This is a genomic window from Streptomyces sp. SCPE 10 (genome assembly GCF_051980735.1).
Lineage (GTDB): Bacteria > Actinomycetota > Actinomycetes > Streptomycetales > Streptomycetaceae > Streptomyces > Streptomyces misionensis.
Genome location: NZ_CP197069.1, coordinates 1,198,591 through 1,218,617, shown reverse-complemented (window position 1 = coordinate 1,218,617; position 20,027 = coordinate 1,198,591). Strand labels below are relative to the sequence as shown.

General features: G+C 73.9%; 11 protein-coding genes and 1 pseudogene. 1 reads left to right on the top strand and 11 read right to left on the bottom strand.

From position 1 onward, the window contains the following. Nucleotides 1-640 precede the first annotated feature (640 nt). The 7 genes and pseudogenes from ACSP97_RS05675 to ACSP97_RS05645 all read right to left on the bottom strand — a co-directional run bounded on the left by ACSP97_RS05675 (nucleotide 641) and on the right by ACSP97_RS05645 (nucleotide 7,307). Nucleotides 641-2,647 carry a vWA domain-containing protein gene (locus ACSP97_RS05675; RefSeq protein ID WP_440556587.1) on the bottom strand — a complete coding sequence of 669 codons (2,007 nt, stop codon included), beginning with the start codon at nucleotides 2,645-2,647 and terminating at the stop codon, nucleotides 641-643. 616 nt (nucleotides 2,648-3,263) lie between these two features. Beyond that, complete coding sequence (locus ACSP97_RS05670; protein WP_355525153.1) at nucleotides 3,264-4,091, bottom strand: alpha/beta fold hydrolase; 828 nt, start codon at nucleotides 4,089-4,091, stop codon at nucleotides 3,264-3,266. Between the two features lie 77 nt (nucleotides 4,092-4,168). Then, complete coding sequence (locus tag ACSP97_RS05665; RefSeq protein ID WP_440556585.1) at nucleotides 4,169-4,318, bottom strand: catalase-related domain-containing protein; 150 nt, start codon at nucleotides 4,316-4,318, stop codon at nucleotides 4,169-4,171. Between the two features lie 49 nt (nucleotides 4,319-4,367). Then, nucleotides 4,368-4,538 (bottom strand): annotated as a pseudogene (locus ACSP97_RS05660) (catalase); the annotation flags it as partial. A gap of 551 nt (nucleotides 4,539-5,089) precedes the next feature. After that, the gene (locus tag ACSP97_RS05655) at nucleotides 5,090-5,221 is read right to left on the bottom strand and encodes a hypothetical protein (protein WP_440556583.1); all 132 of its coding nucleotides are present in this window, start codon (nucleotides 5,219-5,221) and stop codon (nucleotides 5,090-5,092) included. Between the two features lie 528 nt (nucleotides 5,222-5,749). Then, on the bottom strand, nucleotides 5,750-6,598 hold the full coding sequence (locus ACSP97_RS05650; RefSeq protein ID WP_355154855.1) for an MBL fold metallo-hydrolase: 849 nt from the start codon (nucleotides 6,596-6,598) through the stop codon (nucleotides 5,750-5,752). A 145-nt stretch (nucleotides 6,599-6,743) separates the two neighbouring features. After that, the gene (locus ACSP97_RS05645) at nucleotides 6,744-7,307 is read right to left on the bottom strand and encodes an RBBP9/YdeN family alpha/beta hydrolase (protein WP_440556581.1); all 564 of its coding nucleotides are present in this window, start codon (nucleotides 7,305-7,307) and stop codon (nucleotides 6,744-6,746) included. Nucleotides 7,308-7,634: 327 nt separating this feature from the next. On the opposite strand from ACSP97_RS05645, the gene ACSP97_RS05640 reads away from it, so the two are divergent. Further along, nucleotides 7,635-9,050 (top strand): DEAD/DEAH box helicase, encoded by a 1,416-nt coding sequence (locus ACSP97_RS05640; RefSeq protein ID WP_358674454.1) that lies wholly within the window; start codon nucleotides 7,635-7,637, stop codon nucleotides 9,048-9,050. Nucleotides 9,051-9,112: 62 nt separating this feature from the next. On the opposite strand, the gene ACSP97_RS05635 is transcribed toward ACSP97_RS05640, so the two are convergent. The 4 genes from ACSP97_RS05635 to ACSP97_RS05620 form a co-directional block, all read right to left on the bottom strand. Then, on the bottom strand, nucleotides 9,113-10,333 hold the full coding sequence (locus tag ACSP97_RS05635) for a metallophosphoesterase (RefSeq protein ID WP_440556578.1): 1,221 nt from the start codon (nucleotides 10,331-10,333) through the stop codon (nucleotides 9,113-9,115). A gap of 361 nt (nucleotides 10,334-10,694) precedes the next feature. Beyond that, complete coding sequence (locus ACSP97_RS05630) at nucleotides 10,695-11,888, bottom strand: FAD-dependent monooxygenase (protein WP_440556575.1); 1,194 nt, start codon at nucleotides 11,886-11,888, stop codon at nucleotides 10,695-10,697. Further along, nucleotides 11,885-19,147: an amino acid adenylation domain-containing protein gene (locus ACSP97_RS05625; RefSeq protein WP_440556573.1), complete on the bottom strand. Its 7,263-nt coding sequence runs from the start codon at nucleotides 19,145-19,147 to the stop codon at nucleotides 11,885-11,887. Before ACSP97_RS05625 ends, ACSP97_RS05630 begins: the two co-directional genes overlap by 4 nt. 52 nt (nucleotides 19,148-19,199) lie before the next feature. Continuing rightward, nucleotides 19,200-20,006, bottom strand: a complete 807-nt coding sequence (locus ACSP97_RS05620) for a thioesterase II family protein (protein WP_355154845.1) — start codon at nucleotides 20,004-20,006, stop codon at nucleotides 19,200-19,202. Nucleotides 20,007-20,027: the final 21 nt, after the last annotated feature.

The window sequence follows — 20,027 nt, the reverse complement described above, 5'->3', positions numbered from 1 at the left end:
GGGGCCCGACGTCGTGGTCGTTGTTGCCTGCCTGCTGCTACCCGTACTGGCGCTGCTGCTGTTTCTCCTCACCACCCACCACGCCGCCACCGCAGCAGGATGCCGGCTGCGTCTGGCCCGCACACACGCCCAACGTTCTGCGCACCCTGCAGATCGTGGGCGCCGGCGGAGTCATCGACTGCCACCCCACCCGCCCCGACGCCCGTGACCACTGACAGCCACCCGACGGCCCGGTATGGGTGCCTCGGTACTGCGGTAGCGGGGCGGAGCGGGCCGCTTCCTGGATCCGCTGGTAGCTGCGAACACTGCGGCACACCGTCGCGGGCGATACGGCGCTGCAGCTCGAACCGAGGCCGATCTGCAGCGCCTCAGCACGTCCGCGAGGCTGTCTTTGCCGGTGCTCATCCTCACCTCCGGCCGGGGTGCCTGTCCGGCCGGAGGCGGAACCGCCGGTTACCGGCGGCGAATTACCGAACCGGCCGCGCGGCTACACAGCCGGCGCGCCGGCACACCCAGGGTGTTGCGGCCCTGGCGGACCGACATCCTGGGCCGCCGCCGCACCGGCGAGAACACCACCTCTTGGTGCGTCCCGACACAGCAGACCAAAGATTCCGATAAAACACCGGGCGAAAACGGCCTCCTAGCGGTCCCCGCCGGACCCGTTGCCTTCGTCGCCGTATCCGCCGTCGTGGTCGCCGCCCGGTCGGCACGTCACGGTGTTGGTGACGGTCAGGTGCCGGTGCGGTCCGGTGAGGACGGTCGTGTGGGGCAGCGGCAGGTGCACGGCGGTGCCGTCGACGCCGGTGACCTCGGAGCCCGTGACGGTGCACTCGGAGTCCGTGACACGGACGTCCTCGGCCACGGTCACCTCGTCGCCGACGGAGTAGCCGGGCCGGGTGACGCCCCAGGGCTGCGGGGTGGCCGGCGCCGAGCCGGGGCCGGTGAGGGTCAAGTCGGCGCCGAGGCCGTGCGGCTGGGAGCCGTCCGGGTAGCGCCGGCCGTCGACGTCCCACACCTTGTCGACGGTGACGTCGGCGGGCTCCTCCTCTTCCGCCGCCCGGTTGTAGACGGTGCAGCTGACGGCGTCCTGGCGGGGGACGTCGACGGTGAAGCCCGGTCCGGAGGCCGTGGCGGTGTTCTCGACGGGGACCTCCGCACCGGTGTCGAGGTCGGTGCAGACCGCGTTCCGGCCCCCTTGGGTGACCAACTCGTAGCCGGGGTGCTGCGTCTCGCCGACGGTCACCGCGGCCTGCTCGTTGGTGCCGAAGCCCGGGGTGAAGGTGACGGTGCCGGTGCCGTCCGCGCCGGTGGTCTCGGAGGCGGGCAGGCCGGTGACGCCCGGGGTGGTGGTGGAGGCGCCGAAGGTCCAGCCGGGCCCGGCCGGTTCGGCGCCGGTCACGTCCTCGCCGGTCGTGCCCGGCGGCACGATCTGCTTGACCACGTTGAGGGTGCCGGTGCAGTTGCCGAGGGCGAGGGCGCGCAGTTCCTGGCCGGCCTGGCCGTAGTCCGTGGTCTGGAAGTAGTCGGCCGTGGTGGTGTTGCCGCCGTCGAACCCGGTGGGCCCGGAGATGGCCCGCAGGTTGAGGCCGGAGACGCCCTCGACCCCCCTGCCGACACCGAGCGCGATCACCCGGGTGTCCTCCGCCTTGACCGAGTTGGCCGAGAAGACGCCGTTCTCGACGTCGATGAAGTGGGTGTTGGCGCCGTCGCCGTGCAGGCTGCCGAAGCGCGTCGGGTTGCCGTCGGTGAGCACCACCGCGGCGTCGTAGTGCTCAGGCGCCCGGGCCACCGCCCACAGCGCGCGGTCCCAGTTCGTGCCGCGCCCCAGCGTCCAGTCCGCGTACCTGCTCTTGAACGCGGCGGCCCCGGCCGACGTCGACACCGACTGGAGCTGCGGGTAGTTCACGCCGACGCTCGTGGACGGCGACTCCTGGTCGAAGGAGAACAGGGACAGCCGTGAGGGCGTGCCGGTCAGCGCGTCGGTGAACGCGTCGGCGGCGGCCTTGAGCGCGGGCAGCTCGCTGCCGACCGACGCGGACAGGTCGAGCACCAGGGCCACGTCCAGGCCGCAGGAGGACGGCAGCGGCGGGTTGTCGCGCGAGGTCTGCCACACCCCGCCCGAGCGGGTCGGCAGGCCGTTGTCGGTGCTGTACATGAACTCCCGGGTGGACCGGTAGGTGGCCCCGCCCTGGAGCGCCGGGGTCCGGAACCGGTACGGCGAGGCCACCGAGTTGGACCCGCTGCCCGGCCCGGTGCGCAGCACGGGGTTCGTGTACCAGCCGGCCGGCGCGCCGGTCTGGCCGACCGTCAGCACCCGGCCGTTGTTGTCGCCGCCCGCACCGGTGTCCGGGACGACGAACGAGCAGTCGCCGTCGGCGTCCGAGGTGCAGCGGGCCCAGTCGGCGTCGATCGGCTGTGTCGCGTCCGGGTCCGCGAAGAGCGCGAGGCGCACCCCGGCGAGCGGCGCGGGCACGTCGGTCGCCGCACGGTCGCCGCCGGTGCGCACGGTGACGACGGTGCTGTCGGGTCCGGGCACCGGCACGGCCCGGTGGGCGACGGCGCCCGGGGCCGCCGCGCCGACGGCGGGGAATGCGGCCAGCATGAGGGCGAACGCCCCCGCCGCGGCCAGGCGGATTCTGTGGTTCATCGGGACCTTTCCTCGGTACCGGTGGCAACCCGTCCGAGCGGACCGGTCATTCGGAACCATAAGTACATTTCGCCCCGAAACCTTGGGTACGCGCCGAGTTTCACGACGACGTCGGCCACGAGCAGTGCGGCATGCCTGCGGCTCGGCTGAATCCGTGTCCCGCCGTCCAATACGGCTGGCTTCTCGATTTGCCTGTGCCTTTTCTCGGCCAGCGCGCGGGGCCCGCAAGTCGAGTGTCTGACAGGCCCCAGCCGAGGTCCGCACTGGTTGTCTCTCCAGCACGTCGCACCCGTTGCGGACTACGGCCTCGTTATCGTCTGCGAACAGGGCGAGCGCATCACGACAAGGTCATTCCGGGCCTGGGCAGGACTGCTCACCAGTCGCGGAGTGCAGACAGGTGGCGACGCGCCCTGGTGCGACCGGGAACAGCCAAGAAGCCGCGGAGCAAAAGTGTCAGTCTCAGCTGAGAGCAGCAGCCCCAGGCGAAGATGCCTGGGGCTGCTCGCGTAAGTGAGGTGACGGCAGGTAGGGGCCGGTGGCGGGGGTGAGGCCCGGCTGGCTTCATCGTGCCGCTGTGGCGCAGCGCGGCTGCGGCCGGTGGCGCGGCCGATGGCGGTCAGCGGCGCAGGAACTCGATCAGGTCCTGGTTGAACTTCTCCTTATCGCCGGGGACCATCGCGATGCCGTGCGAGCCGCCCTCGTAGACCTTCAGCTCGGCGTCGGCGACGATCTCGGCCGACTTGCGGCCGGTGGCGTCGATGGGGACGACTTGGTCGTCGTCGCCGTGGACGACGAGGGTGGGGATGTCGAACTTCTTCAGGTCGTCGGTGAAGTCGGTGTAGGCGAAGGCGTCCACGCAGCGCACGCCGCCCTCGATGGTCTGCGCCATGGCCATGTACCAGAAGGCGTCCTTGTTGCCCTGTGTGACCTTGTTGCCGGAGCGGTTGGCGGAGAAGAAACCCTCCGCGGTGTCCTTCCAGAACTGTGAGCGCTCGTTGAGGATGCCGTTCTTGATTGAGTCGAACACCTCGTCCGGTACGCCTTCCGGGTTGTTGTTGGACTTCGCCATGATCGGCGGGACCGCGGACAGCAGTACCGCCGAGCGCAGACGCCTGGTGCCGTGCCGGCCGATGTAGCGGGCGAGTTCGCCGCCGCCCATGGAGTGGGCGACCAGGGTGACGTCGGTCAGGTCGAGGTGGTTGATCAGGTCGTTGAGGTCATCGGCGAAGGTGTCGAAGTCGTAGCCGCCCCAGACGGGTGTGGAGCGGCCGTGACCGCGCCGGTCGTGGGCGATGCCGCGGTACCCGGCGTCGACGACCGCCTTGAGCTGGTCCTGCCAGGCGTCGCCGTTGAGCGGCCAGCCGTGGATGAACACGACCGGGCGTCCCTGGCCCCAGTCCTTGTAGAAGATCTCGACTCCGTCGCGGGTGGAACATACCGGCATGATCCGGTCCTTTCGGTAGAGGGTGCGGATGCCCCCGGACGTGGGTCGGCCCGGAAGGCGGTGGCATGGGGGTGGGTTCAGGCGAAGGCGTCCGCGACGCGACCGCCGACCGCGGCGTCGATGTTCTTCCAGTACTGGAAAGCCCGCTCGCGAACCGCGGCGGACGCCCCGTTTCGCAGATGGCCGGTGATGTTTCCGACGAGCCGGTCGCGCTGGGCGTCCTCCATGACCTCGCGAATCAGATGCCCGGGCCGGGCTGGGAGAAGTCGTCGCCCGCAGGTAGGTGACCTGGTGCGCCGATTCCGGGGACAACGTCCAGTAGTCCCACTTCATGTCGCTATCGCGCAGGGCTTCGCGAATGTGCCGCTTCTGTGAGCGGATGAAGTCCTGGAACTTGCTCGGGTTACGCATGAAGAAGAGCGGCGTGTTGTTGCCGGCCACGTCGTACCGGAATGCCGGTGTTGGTCGTGGACACCAGGTCGGCCATGACGGACTCCTTCACGGGCACAGGGCACCCCGCGGAAACCGAGGAGGGCGGGAAAAGCAAGCAACGGATGAGCAGGCCAGGGCCATGCCTCGCCGAGCAGCAAGGACACACGACGTACGCGAAGACGCCTGCCGCTCTCCTGCCTCCCCTTCACTATCGGGACTCGCCATCGTGACGGCAAACCGGACATCTCGTGCTTGCTGATCGAGCTCCGGAGGTGGGCGGGACCGTCACCTCACCAGCGGCACCAGGCGGGCGGGGGCCACGTTGACGGGCGGCGGGATAGGCACGTTCACCGGAGCGGGAAGGCTACCGGTTCGCGCCGGTTGCCACTCCGTCGGCAGGGCCCGGCCACCCGAACGGCCCGATCCCGGAGCGATCGGTCGAGCTGCCCGCAACGGTATGCGGAAGGGGGACAGTTCACCCGGAAGGAGAAGTCGATGCGTGCAACCGAGGGACAAGCCCGTCGTAGGAGCCTGTCGTCCGTGGCGGCAGACGCCGTCCTGGTCGGCTACTGCGCCGCACCCGGCGCCGCCACCACCGTCCCCGCGTCGGTCGTCACCGGCGGCGGCACGGCCGGCGGCGACACCTCCAAGGGCGACGTCCCCTGCGGGGTGCCGCCCATCTCGCTCGACCGCACCACGCAGGCCTTCCTCGACCAGCTCGCCCACCAGGGCTACACTCCCGCCACCCGGCGAAAAGACCAGGTCAGACAGCAAAATCCTGCTGGAGTACTAGGGTCTTTCGTTTGGATCAGGCCGGATCAGGGAGCGGGGCCCGGTGCGTGCAGATGCAAGGCGGAGGAGGGAGTCGACGCGATGGGGGTGCCCCCGCGCGAGTGAAGCCGAGCGTGGGGGAGTCGGCGACTGACGACAACGCGGCAGATGCGCGTGCCGGGCCCCGCGAGCCCGGCTTGATCCAAACGAGAGGCCCTAGCCGTTCCCCGCACGGACCCCCACTCCGAACACCCGCGCACGGATCCGCGCTCCGGACACCCGCGCGAGTCGGACCAACTCACCGCGTCGGCCGCCGCATTGGCCGACCGCAGCGGCCGGGCGTTGTGGAACCGGTGGCCCACCGGCGTCGCGGTCACTCCGCCATGCGGCACGGCGACCCCTACCGCGCCGCCACCGCCCCCACCACCTCGGTCGGCACCGCCGCCGCGTCCCGGTCAGCGGGGGCCGTCGTCCAGCGCGAAGCGCAGATAGCGCTCCGCGGAGCGGCGGACGGCCTCCGACCCGCCGCCCGTGACCACACGCCCCCAGAACGCCCCGTAGACGCGCGCGAACTCGAAGGGCTCGACCAGGGCGAGCGCGCGCCGGATGGTGCGCGGCCGCTCCGGGACGAAGTTCGGGATGCTGTACATGAAGCTCACCCACCGGCGGTCCGCCACCACCAGGAAGATGTCGCCGCTGAACAGCGCGCCCTGCCCGTCCGGGTCGTCGGCCCAGTGCAGCACGGTGCCCCCGGCGAAGTGCGTGCCCGCGTTGATCAGCGTCAGTCCGTCCGCGATCCGATGGGTGTCACCGGACCAGTACTCGACCACCCCGTCGGGCCGGGGAACCCACTCACGGTCCGCGGCGTGGACGTAGACCGGGGCGTCGAAGGCGCGGCCCCACTCGGTCATGGTGCCGTAGAAGTGCGGATGGCTGACGGCGACCGCGCTGATCCCGCCCAACCGGTCGATCTCGGCGGCGAGTTCGTCGTCGAGGTAGCCCAGGCAGTCCCACAGCACGTTCCCGCCCGGCGAGCGGATCAGCAGGGCGCGCTGGCCGATCCCCACGGACGGCGTCGTACCGATGCCGACCACCCCGGGCCCCTCCTCCTCCAGCCGGCCGCGGTGGCCCGCGTCGCGCAGTTCGGCGAGGGTGGTCCACTGCTGGCCGTCCCAGCCGACGTACTGGCGTTCGTCCAGGCAGATCGGGCAGTCCTCGCGCGGTTCCGGGTACTGCACCGCGCAGGTGCGGCAGATCGGCAGGTGCCGCCCCCGCACCGGCGAGGGTGGTTTCGACGACGGCATGGGAACCTCCGGTGGTGGATGTCGACGACGGCTCGTCACCCCCGAGCCTAGGAACAGCCGGGCCCCGGACACCTGGGTCCCGGGCCGTGTCCGCGTTCGGTTCCCGGACCCGGGCCGATCGGGGGAGGGGCCGCGCGGCGGCGGATCACCCGATCAGCGCGTCCAGGAGTGCACGGCCGTGCGGCCACTCGCCCAGACCACTGGCGGAGTTCAGGTGCCCGCACGCGCCCGCGAGATGCCGGCGGGCCTCCCACCGGGCCGCGAGGCCGGCGGCGGCCTCCGGGGTGCAGTACGGGTCGTCGCCGCCGGCCACCACCAGGGCCGGGCAGGGCAGCGGCCGAGCCGACACGGTCAGGAAGGTCTTGGCCGCGTGGGGGAACGCGGGCCCGTGCGGGTCGGGCGGCGCGACCAGGAAGGCTCCGGCGACCGGACTCGACGGGTTCCCCTCCAGCCAGGCGGAGGCCGCCCAGCAGCCCAGGCTGTGGGCCACCAGCACCACCCGCTCGTCGTGCCGGACCGCCTCGCGGTACGCCCTGCCGACGGCCTCCACCCAGTCCCCGAGGTCCGGCCCGGACCACGAGGCGGGCGCGATCCGCACCGCCGACGCCCCCCATTGCCGCTCCCACAGGCTCTGCCAGTGCCGCTCGTCCGAGCCGTCGATCCCGGGGATGATCACGTACGCGACCACGATCTGCCACCGTTTCCTCATCGGCCCCCGCGATCCCGGGGGCGCCTGACGCGGATTCTGCGGGAAGCGGCGCGACGACGGTGTGACGAGCACGACACGGGCAGGCCCTCCAAGGCGGGCGGCCCCATCGAGGCCGGCCCCCGACGACAAGGGAATGCCTCCGCACCGCCCCGGCCCCACCGGCTTCACCCGGCTCCGCCGACGCGACGGCGTCGGGCAAGAGGCCCTTCTGTTAGGCTTGCGCGTTTGCAGCGTCGCTGTGCCGGTGTCCCGTTCGGTGCCCCGGTCGGCGGCCGTGTCCCTGCCGCGCCTTCCTCGGTACGGTCCCCTCGGAGGAAGGCCCTCTTCGTGAGCGAATCAGCACGTGCGCATACCCGGCAGCAGGACGACGCGTCGGGCGCCACCACTCCGGCCGTGCCCGGCACAGCGTCCTTCGACCGGCTGGGGCTGCCGGACGGGATCCTGCGGGTGCTCCGCGAGCAGGGCGTGACGGTGCCCTTCCCCATCCAGGCGGCGGCGCTGCCGCACGCGCTCGCCGGCCGCGACGTCCTGGGCCGGGGCCGCACGGGATCGGGCAAGACCCTCGCCTTCGGCCTGGGGATGCTCGCCCGCACGGCCGGGCGGCGCGCCCAGCCGAAAGAACCGCTCGCGCTCGTCCTGGTGCCCACCAGGGAACTGGCACAGCAGGTCGGCGAGGCGCTCACCCCGTACGCCGAGGCACTGCGGCTGCGGCTCGCCACCGTGGTGGGCGGAGTGTCCATCGGACGGCAGGCCGCCGTGCTGCGGGACGGCGCCGAGATCGTCGTCGCCACGCCAGGCCGGCTGCACGACCTCGTCGAGCGCAGGAGCTGCCGACTGGGACGGGTGCGGATCGTGGTCCTGGACGAGGCCGACCAGATGTGCGACATGGGATTCCTGCCGCAGGTCACCGAGATCCTGGACCAGGTGCGTCCCGACGGACAGCGGATGCTGTTCTCCGCCACCCTCGACCACGACGTCGACCAACTGGTGCGGGACTACCTCCGCGACCCCGCCGTCCACTCCGTGGACCCGTCGTCCGGCGCGGTCTCCGCCGTCGACCACCACGTCCTCGTCGTGCACGGCCCGGACCGGTACGCCGTGACCACGGAGATCGCCGCCCGGGACGGCCGCGTCGTGCTGTTCCTGGACACCAAGCACGGCGTCGACCAGCTCACCCGGCATCTGCGGGCCGCCGGTGTGGCCGCCGCCGCGCTGCACAGCGGCAAGTCCCAGCCGCAGCGCACCCGCACCCTGGCCCAGTTCAAGGAGGGGCAGGTCACCGCGCTGGTGGCGACGAACGTCGCCGCCCGCGGCCTGCACGTCGACGACCTCGAACTGGTGGTCAACGTCGACCCGGCGACCGATCCGAAGGACTATCTGCACCGTGCGGGCCGCACGGCCCGGGCCGGCCGCTCCGGCACCGTCGTGACCCTCGTCCTGTCGGGACAGCGCCGCGAGACGAGCCAGGTCCTGGCGGACGCCGGCGTCACCCCCAAGGTCACCAAGGTGCGCTCCGGCGAGGCGGAACTGAGCCGGATCACCGGCGCCAAGGCCCCCTCCGGAAGCCCCCTCGACGGCGGGCCGGCCGCCCCGCGCCCCAAGAACCACAACGCCCCCTTCCGCGGCCTCGGCAGCACCAAGGCCGCACAGGGCGGCTCCGCCGGCAGGCCGTCCCGCAGGACCACCGAGGCCCGCAAACTCGCGGAGGCCCAGCGGGCGGCGAGGGTGCGCCGCGGCGGCTGAGACCGGATTCCCGCTTCGTACGTCCGCGGCGAGCCGCGCCCTCTGAGCCGGGGCGCGCGGCGCTACGGCGAGGTGGGCAGGTTGGGGGAGCGGAGGACGAGCAGGGTGATCTCGCTGGGGGCGAAGACGCGGAACGGCGGGCCCCAGAAGCCGGTGCCGCGGCTGGTGTAGAGGAGGGTGCGGTCTCCGTGCCGGCTGAGGCCGGCGAGGGCGGGCTGGTCGATGCGGACCAGGTGGTGGAAGGGCCAGATCTGGCCGCCGTGGGTGTGGCCGGAGAGCTGGAGGTCGACGCCCGCGGCCGCCGCCCGGTCGACGAACTTCGGCTGGTGCGCCAGGAGCAGCACGGGCAGGTCGGGGTCGGTGCCGTTCAGGGCTTCGGCGAGGTGGGCGCGGTGGCCCGGCAGACCGGAGGACTCGGCGGTGACGTCGTCCACCCCGGCCACCACGAGGGTGTCGCCGCCGCGTTCGAGCAGCAGATGGCGGTTGCGCAGCGGCTCCCAGCCCAGTTCGTCCATCAGGTCGACCCAGCCCTGGGCCTCGCTGTAGTACTCGTGGTTGCCGGTGACGTACACCCGGGCCCGGGTCGCCCGCACGGTGGCGAGCGGTGCGGCCTGGGCGCGGCGGCGTTCGGCCGTGCCGTCCGCGATGTCGCCGGTGTGGCAGACCAGGTCGGCTTCCAGAGCGTTCACCGTCTCGCACACCCGTGCCGACCAGCGGGCGCGATCGAGCGGGCCGTAGTGGGTGTCGGTGACGAGGACGACGCGGGTGCCGTCCAACCCGGCGCCCAGTCGCGGGAGTTGCACATCGAGCCGGCGCACGCGTGGCACGCGGCGGGCCTCGGCGTACCCCCAGCCGAGCAGTACGGCGGATATGCCCAGGACGGCCCAGGTGACGATGCGGGCCCGGTCCTGGCCCTCGCCGACACCGGCCAGGGTCAGGGCGAGCCGCAGGAGGACGCCGAGCAGCACGGACCAGGTGAACAGGACCCAGCTGGTGCCCAGCAGGGTGTCGCCGATGATCGCCGCCCGGTCCTGCTGGCGCCGGCCGTGGCCGCGCGCCATCGCCGGCGGCATGACGACGAGACCGAGGACGAACACGGCGGTGGCGGCCAGGGTGACGGGCAGCGGCCAGTGCTGGCCGGTGTACAGGAGCACCCCGCAGGGCACCGCCCACAGCAGAACGGGGGCGATCATGGGGAGGTAGCGCAGCAGGCGGCGCAGTCGACGCTGCCGCGGCGCTTGCGCTTCGCCCTCCGCGGGCCGGGTGCTGCTGGTGTCGGTCACGCTTCCCCTCCCTGGCCGGGCTGCCGTCTCGCGCACTGTATCCGGTCGCCCGTGGCCGGCTGGACCGGAGTGCGCACGCAACCGCGCCACGACCTCCGGCCCGACCGGCCACGGCAGGCCGGAGAACGCGGACGGGGGAGGCGACGGGGGCATCCGGCACACCGGCTCCGAGCGGCCGACGGCCTGACGACTGTGCCGCCCCGCCCGCCACGTCGCCCACCGACCGCAACGTCGGCTCGCCCGCCGCCCCGCCCCGCCGGCCGCCGCGTCGGCCTGCCCGCCGTCCGGCCCCGACGGCCGTCCCGCATCGAGGTCGCGTCACCCCGCCGACCCCCTCGGTCCGGCCTCCGGAACCCCCGGCTCAGGTCGCCGACGACACGGGCCAGCGCAGCAACCCGAGCAACTGCTCCCGCAGCTCGGCCTCGTCGGCATGCCGCAGTGCGTCGTCGCGGCGGCGGCGGGCCACCGGGTCCTCCAGTTGCTCCATCTCGCTGACCGACCGGGAGGCCGCCACCACCCCGCGGACCCGTTCGCGCCGCTGATCCTCGTAGCGGCGGAACGCGGCGGCCGGGTCGTCCGGGGCAGCGCCGAGGCAGCCGGCCAGCACGACCGCGTCCTCGATCGCCATCGCCGAGCCCTGCCCGAGGCTCGTCAGCATCGGGTGCGCGGCGTCGCCGAGGAGGGTGACCGGGCCCTCGCCCCAGCGCTCCAGGAACGGCCGGTCGTGCGAGGGCACCGCGAGCACCGACTCCATCGGGGTGGCGCGGACGATGTCGCACACCTCGTCGGCCCAGCCCGCGTACGTGTCCAGGATCTCCGCCTTGTCGCCGTCCCAGTGGCGGGACCGCTCGGCGGGCATGTTCTTCGTGCCCCACCAGTAGTAGCGGCCGTGGCCGACGTCGATCAGGCCGAACCTGCGGCCCGCGCCCCAGTAGTGGCCCACGTAGCCCGCCGGCAGGTGCGGCCGCGCGAAGGGGATGACGGCCAGCCAGCAGACGTAGCCGCTGTCCCGAGTCTCCTCGGGGCCGACGAGGCGGCGGCGGACGGCGGAGTGCAGCCCGTCCGCGCCGATCAGGGCGCTGCCCCGCACCGACGCGCCGTTCTCGAAGCGCACGGTGACCCCGTCGGGCCCCGGCTCGTACCCGGCCACCGTGTGGCCCAGGGCCAGCGGGATCCCGGCGGCCTCGGCCAGCAGGGCGTCCTGGAGGTCGGCGCGGGTCACGCACACCGAGGGCACGCCGAGCGCGTCCGTGACCGCCTTCAGCGGTTGCTCCCGGATCAGGGCGCCGGTCTCGTCGAGGATGCGGAACGTCTCGATGTTCCGGCCGCGCTTGGACAGGTGCAGATCGATGCCCAGCGAGGCCAGCGCGGCGACGGCGTTGCTCATCACGGACAGCCCCGAGCCCGCCGCGCGCAGCCGGGAGGCCCGCTCGTAGATGCGGACAGGGACCCCGGCGCGCCGCAGGGCGATGGCGGCGGTCAGTCCGCCGATACCGGCCCCGGCGACGATGACCGGCGGGCGGGGGGACGACGTCTCGTGCGCGTGGGATGTCATGCTCCGACTCCTGCGGGGGAGGGGACGGCCGAGCCGTCGAGGATGCGGCCGATGACGTCGGCCGTGTGCTTCACATGGGGGTCTTCGACGATGGACAGGTGGTCGCCGGGCACATGGACGGTGTGCAGCCGGCCGCGGGTCATCTGCCGCCAGCCGTTCAGCGGGTCCTCGTGCCGGCTGCCGCCCGCGGTGTGCATGGCCAGCAGCACCTCGGGCAGCGGATCGGTGGCCAGTACCAGCGTGATGTCCTGGTCCGGGACCTCGGGCCGGTACTCCAGCGCGGCGTTCCAGTTGGCCTCGTAGACCCGGAACAGCCGGCGGACCACGGCGCCCGAACTGCCCGGCGGCAGCACCCCGGTCCGCGCGGCGAAGTCCGCGATGAAGTCGAACTTCTCGGCGAGCGTGGTCAGTTCGGCCGGGATCGCCTCCAACGGCGACGCGCCGCCGCGGCCGAGCCACAGCAACTCCCAGAAGAACCAGCCGAGGAGGGCGTTCTCGTCGCTGCGGGCCCGGTGCCCCGGGGCCAGGACCGTGGTGTCGAGCAGCACCAGATCGGCGACCTCCTCGCCGGCCCGGGCGAGCTGGAGGGCCATCTCGAAGGCCACGAAGCCGCCGAAGGACCAGCCACCGATCGTGTACGGGCCGTGCGGCTGCACCCGCCGCATCGCGGCGATGTAGTCGGCGGCCAGCTCGGGCACCGAGCGGCGGGGTTCGGCGCCGGGGTCGGCGCCCGCCGCCTGGAGCCCGTACAGCGGCAGCCCCTCGGGCAGATGGCGGGCGAGCTGGACGTAGCACAGGACGTTGCCGCCCATCGGGTGCACCATGAACAGCGGGCGGCGGTCCCCTTCGGGGCGGATCGGCACCAGCGGATCAAAGGTGACCGAGGCGTTCCCGCGCCGCAGCCGCCGCGCGAGCCCGGCGACGGTGGGCGCGGCGATGAACTCGGACAGCGGGACGACGACCCCGTAGCGCTGCTCGATGGTCACCATCAGCCGCATCGCGGTCAGCGAGGTGCCGCCCAGGTCGAAGAGGTCGTCGTCGACGCCGATCGCGTCGGCGGGCAGCTCCAGCAGGTCGGCCAGTGTCTCCGCCAGCACCGCCTCGTGACTGCCGGGGGCCGGCCGGGCCCCGCGCGGCCGGGCCTCCCGCGTGGGGGCGGTGGCGGCCAGCGCCCGGTCGTCGCGTTTCCCGGACGGGGTCAGGGGCAGCGCCGGTATCCAGGTCAGGGACGACGGCACCAGGTACGACGGCAGCACGGTGCGCAGATGGCGGAGCAGTTCCCCGGTGTCCGCCCGGTCCCGGTCGCCGACGAGGAACGCGGCGAGCGTGTTCTCGCCGTCGGCCCGCCGGCGCGGCACGACCGCCACCTCCCGGATGCCGGGCCGGTCCGCGGCGAAGCCGAGCACCGCGGCCTCCACCTCGGCCGGCTCCACCCGGTAGCCGCGGATCTTGACCTGCCCGTCCGCCCTGCCGGTGCACACGATGTCCCCGCCGGGCAGCACGATCGCGAGGTCGCCCGTGCGGTACAGGACGTCGCCCGGAGCGCCGTACGGGTGGGCGACGAACCGTTCGGCGGTCAGGTCGTCGCGGCCCTCGTACCCCTGGGCGAGGCAGACTCCGCCCAGGTACATCTCGCCCTGCACGCCGGGTGGCACCGGCCGCATCCGCGCGTCCAGCACCAGCACCTGCGAGCCGTCCACGGGGCGGCCCACGGGCGGCAGCTCCGGGAACGCGGCCGGGTCGCCGGTCATGCTGTGGCGGGTGACCACGTGCGACTCGGTCGGGCCGTACTGGTTCTCCAGCAGGACCCCGGGCAGCGCGGCGAGGAACCGGCGCAGCGCGCCCGTCACCCGCAGCTGCTCGCCGGAGGAGACCACCACCCGTAGCCGCCGCGGCACCAGGCCGAGCGCGTCGGCCGCCTCGGCCATCTGCTGCAACGCCACGAACGGGAGGAACACCCGCTCGACGGCCGCCTCGTCCAGCAGCCGCAGCAGCGCGGGCATGTCGCGGCGCTGGTCCTCGTCCGCCAGTACCAGCGTGCCGCCGCCGCAGAGGGTGGAGAAGATCTCCTGGAAGGAGACGTCGAAGCTCAGCGGCGCGAAGTGCAGGGTGCGGCCGCCGACGGCCCCGCTGGGCACCCGGTTCTGCCACCCGACGAGGTTCGCCAGCGCCCGGTGCGGCATCGCCACGCCCTTGGGGACCCCGGTCGAGCCGGAGGTGAACAGCACGTACGCGGTGTCCAGCGGATCGGGTCCGGCGAAGTCGCCCGTATCCGGGCCGGGTTCCCCGGCCGCGGTCAGGGACTCCGCGGACAGCAGCGGCGCGCAGTCCGCCACCAGGTGGGCGTGGCGGGCGGTGGCGACGATGCGGCGGGGGCGGGCGGTGGCGGCCATCGCGGCCAGCCGGGACGGCGGATACGCCGGGTCCAGCGGGACGACGGCGGCCCCGGCCAGCAGGACGCCGAGGACCACGGCGACCGTCCGCGGGCCCCGGTCCATGGCGACGCCGATCCGGTCGCCGCGGCACACCCCGTCGGCGCGCAACGTGTGCGCCACGGCCCGCGCGGTACCGGCCAGCCTCGCATAGCTCCAGGTGCCGGTGCCGTGGACCAGGGCGGTGGCCTGCGGGGTGCGGGCGGCCTGCGCGAGGAAGGCGTCCGTGACGCACTCCGGGTTCGCCGGGGCCGGCCGGGGGCGGCCGGGAGCCGGGGCGAGGAAGTCGAACCCGGCCTGCTCCAGCGGGTGTTCGACCATCCGGCGCACCACCGCGACCAGGGTGTCGGCCAGCAGTTCGGCCTGATCCCGGTCGAACACCTGCCCGTCGCAGTCGACGCGCAGGCCGATCCGCCCGTCCACCGGGTCGTGTAGGACGTTGACCAGCAGGGCGAAGTTGGTCTCCTCCCAGGTCCGGAAGTCCAGCAGCCGGATGTCCGGCAGCGTCAGCACCTCGGTGAGCTGCCGGAAGTGGACATAGTTGAACGCCGTCTCCAGCGGACTGCCGGGGTTCTCCTCCTGGATGGCGCTGAGCGGGTAGCGGCGGTGCGGGAAGGACGCGCGCTCCCGGCGCAGCGCCTCCCGCGCCAGGTCGAACCACCCGGCGCCGGAGGCGGGCAGCCGCAGCGGCACGGTGTTCAGGAAGAGACCGAGGGCGTCCTCGCCGCCCTCACCGGTACGGCCGTGTGTGATCAGCCCGGTGAGCACCTCGGGGGCGCCCGTGAACAGGCCCAGGGTCAGGCAGTGCGCCGCCAGCAGCACCGACTTGACCGGCGTCCCGTGCGTGCGGGCGGCGGAGCGCAGCGCGTCGGCGAGGCCGGCCGGCAGGTCCCGGTGGCACACGATCTGCTCCCCGCCGGTCGGCGGGCGGTGGGCGCGTGTCCCGGCGATCCGCGGCGCGTCGGCCCCGCGGACCACGTCCCGCCAGTAGGCGCGGCTTTCCGCGGAGCCCAGGGCGGCCCGCTCGGCGGCCACGTGCGCCGCGGGGGAGGGCAGCGGGCGGCCGGGCACCGGGCCGGTGCCGAGCCCGAGGGCGTGCGCGTAGTCCCGCAGCAGGTCCCGCAGCAGGTTGGCGACGCTGGCGCCGTCCAGCAGCGCGTGGTGGAAGCTCAGCACCAGCTCCACCGTGTCGGGGCGGACGTACGCGCGCAGGAACCAGAGCGGCCCGTGCTCGAAGTCGTAGTCGTGCGTGCGGCGTTCCTCGACGTACCGCAGGATCTCCGGCTCCGCCTCCGCCGCGGGGCGGTCACGCAGGTCCACGCTGTCCACGGTGTGCCGCGCACGCGGGTGTATCACCTGCAACGGCTCGGACACGCGGGCGAGCGCGAACGTGGCGCGCAGCACCGGGTGCCGGGCGGTCAGCCGTGCGGTGGCGGCGCGGAACGCCGCCTCGTTCCACGGCATCCGCAGCACGTAGCGGAAGACGTCCTTGTACACGGCGGAGCCGGGCCGGCGGCGGGAGTGGAAGATCAGGCCGAGCTGGAGCCGGGAGAGCGGGTGGGCGTCCTCGGCGTCGCCGAGCGCCGCCCGGTCGACGCGGGACACCAGCTCGAAGGGGCGCGGCCCGGCCGGCGCGCTGTCGCCGGCCGGGAGGTCGGTGACGGTGACGGCGGCGAGCGCCGCGACGGTCGGTGCGGCCACCAGGTCGCCGAGCCGGAAGCGCAGGCCCTGCCGCTCGGCCCGGGACCGGACGGTGAGCAACCGGATCGAGTCGCCGCCGAGGGCGTAGAAGTCGTCGTGCACGCCGACCCGCGGCACCTCCAGCACCTCCGCCCAGATCCGGGCGAGCGCGGCCTGCACCGGGTCCGCCGGCTCGCCGTCGCCGGCCGGGCCCGCGAGGTCCCGCGGGTCGGGCAGGGCCCGCAGGTCGGTCTTGCCGCTCGGGGTGAGCGGCACCCGGTCGATCCGGCACAGCAGGGCCGGCACCATGAACGCCGGGAGCCGGGCGAGGAGCGCGGCGCGGAGCCGCTCCGGCCCGGGATCGTCGTCGGCCACGTAGTAGGCGGCGAGCCGACCGCCGCCCCCGGAACCGGTGACGGTGACCACCGCGTCCCGCACCCCGGGCAGTTCGCGCAGCGCGGCGGCGACCTCCCCGGTCTCCACCCGGTTGCCCCGGACCTTCACCTGGCCGTCCGAGCGGCCGAGGTACTCCAGGGTGCCGTCGGCGAGCCAGCGGGCGATGTCCCCGGTGCGGTAGATCCGGCCGCCGGGGACGAACGGGTCGGCGGTGAACCGTTCTTCGGTGAGCCGGGGCAGCCCCAGGTAGCCGCGGGCGACCTGGACACCCCCGATGCACAGCTCCCCGGGGACGCCGGCGGGCTGCGGCCGGCCGTGCTCGTCCAGGACGTACAGCGAGGTGTTGTCCACCGGCCGGCCGATGGGCACCCGGCGCACGGTGGCCGCCGGGTCGGCGGGGCAGTCGTACGCCGTCACGTCCACCGCGGCCTCGGTGGGCCCGTACAGGTTCACCAGGCGCGGCAGCCCGGCAGCGCCCGGACGGAAGGCGCGCGCGAAGCGTTCCACGTGTCCGGGCGGCAGGGCCTCGCCGCTGCAGAAGACGTACCGCAGCGAGGACAACCCCTGTGCGCCCAGGTCGAGGAACGGGCCGAGCATGGAGGGCACGAAGTGCAGGACGGTGACGCCGTGGTCGCGCACCGCGCGGGCCACCTCCCGGGGGTCCTTCTCCGCCCCGGGCGGCAGCAGCACCAGCCGGGCGCCCTCGGCGGCCCACCAGAACAGCTCCCACACCGACACATCGAAGGACACCGGGGTCTTCTGGAGCAGCACGTCGCCCGCGCCCACCGGGTACAGCCGCTGCATCCAGGCGAGACGGTTGACCGCGGACCGGTGTTCGATCATCACGCCCTTGGGACGGCCGGTCGACCCGGAGGTGTAGATCACATAGGCGAGGGAGTCCGGGCCGGCGCCGGTGACGGGAGGAGTGTCGTCCTGCCCCGCCTCCAGCTCGGCCACCCGGTACGCGTGCGGTCGCCCGGCCGCCCACGGCTCGTCGGCGCCCGCGTCGTCCAGCAGCACCGCGGCGGCCCGGCTGTCGTCGAGCATGTGCGTGATCCGTCCGGCCGGGTAGTCCGGATCCACCGGCACGTACGCGGCTCCGGCCTTGAGCACGCCGAACAGGGCCGCCATGAGGTCCGGTCCGCGGCGCAGCGCCACCGCCACCCGGTCCCCGTCGCCGACACCGGCCGCGCGCAGGCCCCGGGCGACGCGGTTGGCGCGGCGCTCCAGCTCCCCGTAGGTGAGCGAGCGGCCGGTGGCGGCGTCCATGACCGCGAGGGCCCGCGGCTGCCGGGCGCACCGCCGCTCGAACAGTCCGTGCAGCGTGCCGGGTTCGCGTTCCGGGGCGGCGGGGCCCCGGCCCAGGGCGAGCAGGGCGTCCCGTTCCTCCGCGCTGGTCACCGGCACCGTGGACAGCGGCGCCGCCGGATCGTCCAGGCAGCCCGCGAGCAGCCGCCGCAACTGCCGGGCCACCGAGTCGATCGGCAGGTCCTCGTCGAACACGTCCAGCGCGTACACCAGGTCGATCTCCATGCCGGGGACGTCGTTGAAGTCCCGCACGAAGACGTTGAGCGCGGACTGGTCGTATCCGGGCGTCCGCATGCCGGTCTCGCGCCGCACCCCGCCGACGACGGCGGGCCGCTCGTAGCGCAGATAGGAGAGCGTCACATCGAACAACTGCCGGGAACCGCCCGCGCCGTCCGCCGCCAGACCCGTCAACAGGTCGCCGAGGGCGAGCCGTTCGTGCCGCTGCAACTCCCGGATCGCGGCGCGGGTCTCACGCACCAGGTCGCCGACCGGGCGGGCCCCGGGGCGCAGCAGCGGCAACGGCAGGGTGTTGGCGAGCTGGCCGAGCGGTGCCGCCTGCCAGCCGGCGCGGTTCAGCAGCGGGATGCCGAGGACGACGTCGTCGCTGCCGTGCAGCCGGGTGAGCAGCCCGCCGAGGACGGCCGCGATGTACGCGAAGGGGGAGTATCCGGCGGCCCGGACCTGCTGTACCAGCGCGCCGTCGACCGGCACCGTCACGATGCCCCGGCGCCGCTCGCCGCTCGGCGCCCGGCGTGTGAACAGCGCGGTGCCGGCGTCGGCGAGCGCGGCGCGGTGGTGCTCCAGGTCGTCGGCGAAGTGCTCGCCGGCCCGGTAGCGGGCCTCCTCGGCGAGGAACCCGGCGACCGGTACGGAGTCCGCGGCGGGCGCCGGGGTCCCGGCGCGGCGGCGCCCGTACTCCTCGAAGATCTCCTGGCTCACCCGGTTGCAGGTCCAGCCGTCCGCGACCAGATGGTGCGCCTTCAGCCGCAGCACGACCGTGTCGGGTCCCTCCACCAGCAGGGTGGCCCGGACCGGCGGCCCGTCCCGCAACGGCAGCGCGCGCAGCAGGTCGGCCTCCAGCCACGCGGAGCAGGCCGCGGCCGGGTCGTCCTCGTGCGACAGGTCGAGTTGCCGCACCGTGGGTGCCTCGGCGCCGAGCCACTGCACGGGCGTCCCGTCCTGCTCCTCGAAGCACAGCCGGAGCGTGTCGTGCCGGGCGAGCACCGCGTCGGCGCTCGCCACCAGCAGCCGCCGGTCCACGGGCCCGGTGAGGCGTTCGGTCAGGCAGCAGTTGAACTGCGGGTCGTCCGGGTGGAGTTCGGCCGCGACCCACACGTCCCGCTGGTAGGCGGTCAGCGGGAGCAGCCCGGGGCCGGGCGAGGCACCGGGCCCCGGCGCCGGTGCGGCGGCCGCGGGGGAGGGGGAACCGATTCGGTCTTCCAAGTTCATGATCACACCAAGGGATGTGGAGGCGGGGCCGGGGCGTCCGCCCGCGTCAGGCGGACGGCTGGGGAGTCGGGGAAGTGCGCACGGCGCGCAGCATCCGGACGAAGTGCGGCGCGATCTCGGCGGCATGCTCCTCGGGGAAGAAGTGACCACCTGGGAGCCAGGTATGGCCGAGGTAGTGGGAGGTGCGGTCGGCCCAGTGCGTCATCGCGTCGGGCTCCACCATCAGCGGGTCGGCGTCGCCGCCGTAGGAGACCAGCGGGCAGGTGACGTTCGCGCCGTCGTCGGTGAAGGTCGCCGCCACCCGCAGATCCGCCCGCAGCGCGGGCAGCACCCGGGCCAGCAGCGCCGGATCCCGCTGGATCTCCTCCGGGAACGAGCCGAGGCGCCGGACATGGGCGAGCAGATCGGCCTCCGGCATCTCGCTGTCCGCCAGGGTCGCCCGGAAGAAGCCGCGCGGCGCCCAGCCGGACACCCCGAGCAGCACCGGCGCCGGCCGGCCCTCGGCCACCAGGCGGCCGGCCAGGCGGAACGCCAGGTGTGCCCCGAGGCAGTGCCCGAAGACGGCGTACGGCCGCCCGTCCAACTCACCGGCGATCGCGTCGTGCACGGCGCCGTAGAGGGCGTCCCAGTCCCGCAACGGCGGCTCGGCCAGCCGCGCGTCCCGGCCGGGCGAGGTGAGGGCACGCGGCGCGACGTCGGACGGCAGCAGCGGCAGCCAGTCACGGAACATCGCCGCGCCACCGCCCGCGTGCGGCAGCAGGAACAGCAGGACAGAGGCGTCCCGGTCCGCCTCCAGCGGGTGGAACCAGCGCCCGGGGGCGGACATGTCGGTGGGCAGGGGCATGGAGGTCATGGCGGGAATCTCCCTGACACG